General features: G+C 27.9%; 2 protein-coding genes. Both read right to left on the bottom strand.

Features of this window, described 5'->3' with window-relative positions:
- Positions 1-235 precede the first annotated feature (235 nt).
- Positions 236-2,455, bottom strand: coding sequence for a T9SS type A sorting domain-containing protein (locus Q361_RS13190; RefSeq protein WP_103727195.1), 2,220 nt, complete (start codon positions 2,453-2,455; stop codon positions 236-238).
- A 628-nt stretch (positions 2,456-3,083) separates the two neighbouring features.
- The gene (locus Q361_RS14000; protein ID WP_394335867.1) at positions 3,084-3,269 is read right to left on the bottom strand and encodes a hypothetical protein; all 186 of its coding nucleotides are present in this window, start codon (positions 3,267-3,269) and stop codon (positions 3,084-3,086) included.
- Positions 3,270-3,376 lie beyond the last annotated feature (107 nt).

Genomic DNA, 3,376 nt, shown 5'->3' with positions numbered 1-3,376 from the left:
AAAAAAATAAAAGAAAAAACCACGAAGTTGAAACATTCATAATTTTTTCTTTAATAAACCAGGAAAAATTTCTTCCGGAATTTTTCCGCGTATAGCAGGCAACGTTCCCAGGCTTTGCGAGGTTGCGGACTAAAGAAACCGAAACTTTCGGTTAAACACTGAATATAAAGATACAAAACAAACTTTAAATTAAGCCTAAAACCCGCAATCTTGCAAAACCTGTGTTGGCAGATCGTTATTCTTTTATTATTTTAGTTTTCATTATTCCTTTTTCTATGTAAATTTTTAAAATATAATTCCCTGTTTTTAATTCACTTAAATCAATTTTATTTTCAGAAACCGAATTTGAACTTAAAATTCTTCCTGAAATATCATAAACTTCAACTTTTGAAATATTATCTTCTGCTTTGAAATTTAAAATATTTTTTACAGGGTTTGGATATACAGAAATGTTATTGATAAAATCATTTTCTTGTAAACCCAATGTGTTTTGAATTGTTGTTGTGTAATTATTTGTAACTATCGGAAAGTTATAATCAAAATAGATATTTGCCGAATTGCTAAAAGTGTTTCCAACAACTAAATTTGGTTTTGTTTTAATTTTAAAAGATACATATCCATCATTGTTAGCGTCATCAAAAGGAAGATTTATATTTTGAAAAATGAATTCGACTTTATTTATGCTTGATATTCTTGTTTCAAAGTTATGACTTCCTTTAATTGGAATTAATGTATTGATATCAAATTTATTAATGTCAATCATATCTTTTACTATAATATTTTGTGCATTTGCTGTTCCATTGTTTTCAAATCGAATTAAGTAATGAACATATTCACCAACCATACTTGTTGTAATAGTTGTTCCTTCCAAACAAGTTTTATCATTTGGGTCATAAGAATTAACTACGATTTGATTTAAGATTGCAATATTGTCATTTGGAGTTTCATCAGTTTGTCCATTTACAGTAGCCGAAGAATTTAATAAGTCGCCACTATTCAACGATGGTGTTTCGGTTGGGGAATTGAGGTTTAATATAATATCAATTTCTCTACTTTCAAAAGGTAAAAGGTTTATAAAGTTCCAATTTAAACTGCCTGTTGACTGATTTGAAACATTAGGATTACTTGAAACGAAATCTAAGACACTATCGTCAAATGTAAAATTGATTGTGCCTGATTGTGTAGTTGTTCCTTTGTTTTTAAAAACTAACTTATATTTAGCATTAAAACCTGGCACTGCAGTATTAATAGGAATTAACATTAATTCTAAATCATTATGAAAACCATTTGCAGTAATGCAAAAATCTTGATTGTATGGACTTATTGCTGTTGGGAAACTAACATTAAAAGTAATTGGAGATACATTAAAATAAGTTGGATTTTCAATAATAGGAGTAATAGTTTGAGTTCCAGCTTGAACAGGAATGTAGTAAAATCCTGTGATATTCGAAATTAAATATCCAATATCTGTTCCATTGGTAATTGAATATTTTAATTTTGGACAAATTATGTCATTGTTATCACAACCATTATTATTGGCATCAAATTTATTTTGTCCTTGAATCGTATAATAAGTGCCACCAGGTGAAAATGAACAATAGGTATTTACTGAACAATTTAAACTTCCACTTGAAAAATTGATATTGTTTTGAATTGTTGTTAATTGTAGATCATCAACACAAACATATTTTAAGTTAGGTAAGTTTATTAAATTTAAGCCTGATTCAATTTTACCATTCTTCATAAATATTTTTTCTAAAGATGGATTTTCTCCACACATAATGAGATCTAAATTTGTTTGATTAGATACATCTAAATTTGTAATATTAGTATACATACATTGAAGATGTTCTATATTGTATATTCCAGAAAAATCTAATATTGAAATAGGATTACCGCTTACAGTTAAATAAATAAGATTTATAAGTTCATTTAAATTTAAATTTGAAATATTGTTATTTTCACAGTATAAAGTTACCAAATTAGGCTTGTTACTTAAATCTAAATTAACTATTTGATTACTTTCGCACGAAAGAAATTCAAGTTGATTTAAACCGCTAATATTTAATGATGTAAGTTGATTGAATCCACAATTAATAGCAAGTAGATTAGCAAAAGATGTAAGATCTAAATTTGTTAATAAATTATCAATACAATGAAACTTTCTTAAGTTGGAAAAATGAATCAATCCCGTTATGTCAGAAATCTTAACACTTTGAATAGAATTAAGATTACTAATATTTAATTCATAAACATCGTCTGCTTCAGTGTATTCAATTTCATTATTATTGTTTGAGTCAATCTTAAAATAAGTTCCATTAATATCTCTCGCAATTTGATTTGTTGAACTTGCTTCCAAAAGTTTCGCTTTAAAATTAATATTTGGGATGTTTATAATTTGAGCATTACATAATGTTGTAAATACTAATAAAAAAAGAATGGTTTTAATTTTCATTGTTATGTTTTAGTTTTCGTTCGTCATTAATGTCTGCCAACGTTTCGCGGCTTGGAGCAGAAGCGAAGCCAGCGAACGATTTATTTTCTGCTAAAGATAAACATTTTCGTGAAAAACGGACTTCAATTTAAGATAAAATGAGCTATTGCGCCAAACCGCTGTTGTGTTTTCGGTTGCGAAAAATAATCTTCCCTTTTTTTAGTCAGTTTCTTTCACTTTCGACGTCAATTTTTCCGTTTTATAATTTTCTTAAAATATTTCCCTTTTCAACTTTCCGCTTTCCGCTTTCCATTTTTAGATTTCGTATCGTTGTTAGCTTTTTTAGTTCCTAAACATTTTAAATTCCGCAACGTTTAGAAGCAAACTTTTATTTGTCCGTTTCTTAAATTTGAGAAATGAATTTCGGTTAAAAGTCTCTAAAAAAACACAAAAAAGTTGATATTTTTTCTTCCGAATTGTTGTCTGCGGCGTTTATTCTTCCGAAACTGACACACAACGTTCTAGGCTTGGCGAAGTTGGGGATTTATAAGCGCAGTGTTTCAATTTAGCACAAATGCTTATTATAAGCACAAATGTTGAAGTTGGCACTGAAGCCCCAATTTCGCAAAACCGTTGTTGGTGGCTGGCTTTATATTCCATATAACAGGAAATCATTGTCTTTTTCTTGTACAATATTTTTGTCAATAATTTCCAATTGTTTTAATGCATTATAATGATTTATGTATAATGGTTGAATTCTTGTTGTTTCTAAAAGTTTATTAACGATTTTAAAATTTTTCGTTGAATTTAATTCATTGTTTTTGGAATCATCTATTATAATAGGGTAACCCGTTGTGCATTATTAAGCGAGATTTATTTTTAAGTTGTTAATGTTTCTTTGAAATACAAATTTATTAAAAAATTGAATAGAAGTTAGAGTTG

Source organism: Flavobacterium croceum DSM 17960, assembly GCF_002917885.1.
GTDB lineage: Bacteria > Bacteroidota > Bacteroidia > Flavobacteriales > Flavobacteriaceae > Flavobacterium > Flavobacterium croceum.
Note: the sequence above shows the minus strand (reverse complement) of the source record. Positions and strands in the feature narration are given on the sequence as shown.

Bases quoted from the DNA above. Each gene is read 5' to 3' on its own strand.
- Q361_RS13190 (WP_103727195.1), bottom strand. From the start codon at position 2,455: ATGAAAATTAAAACCATTCTTTTTTTATTAGTATTTACAACATTATGT.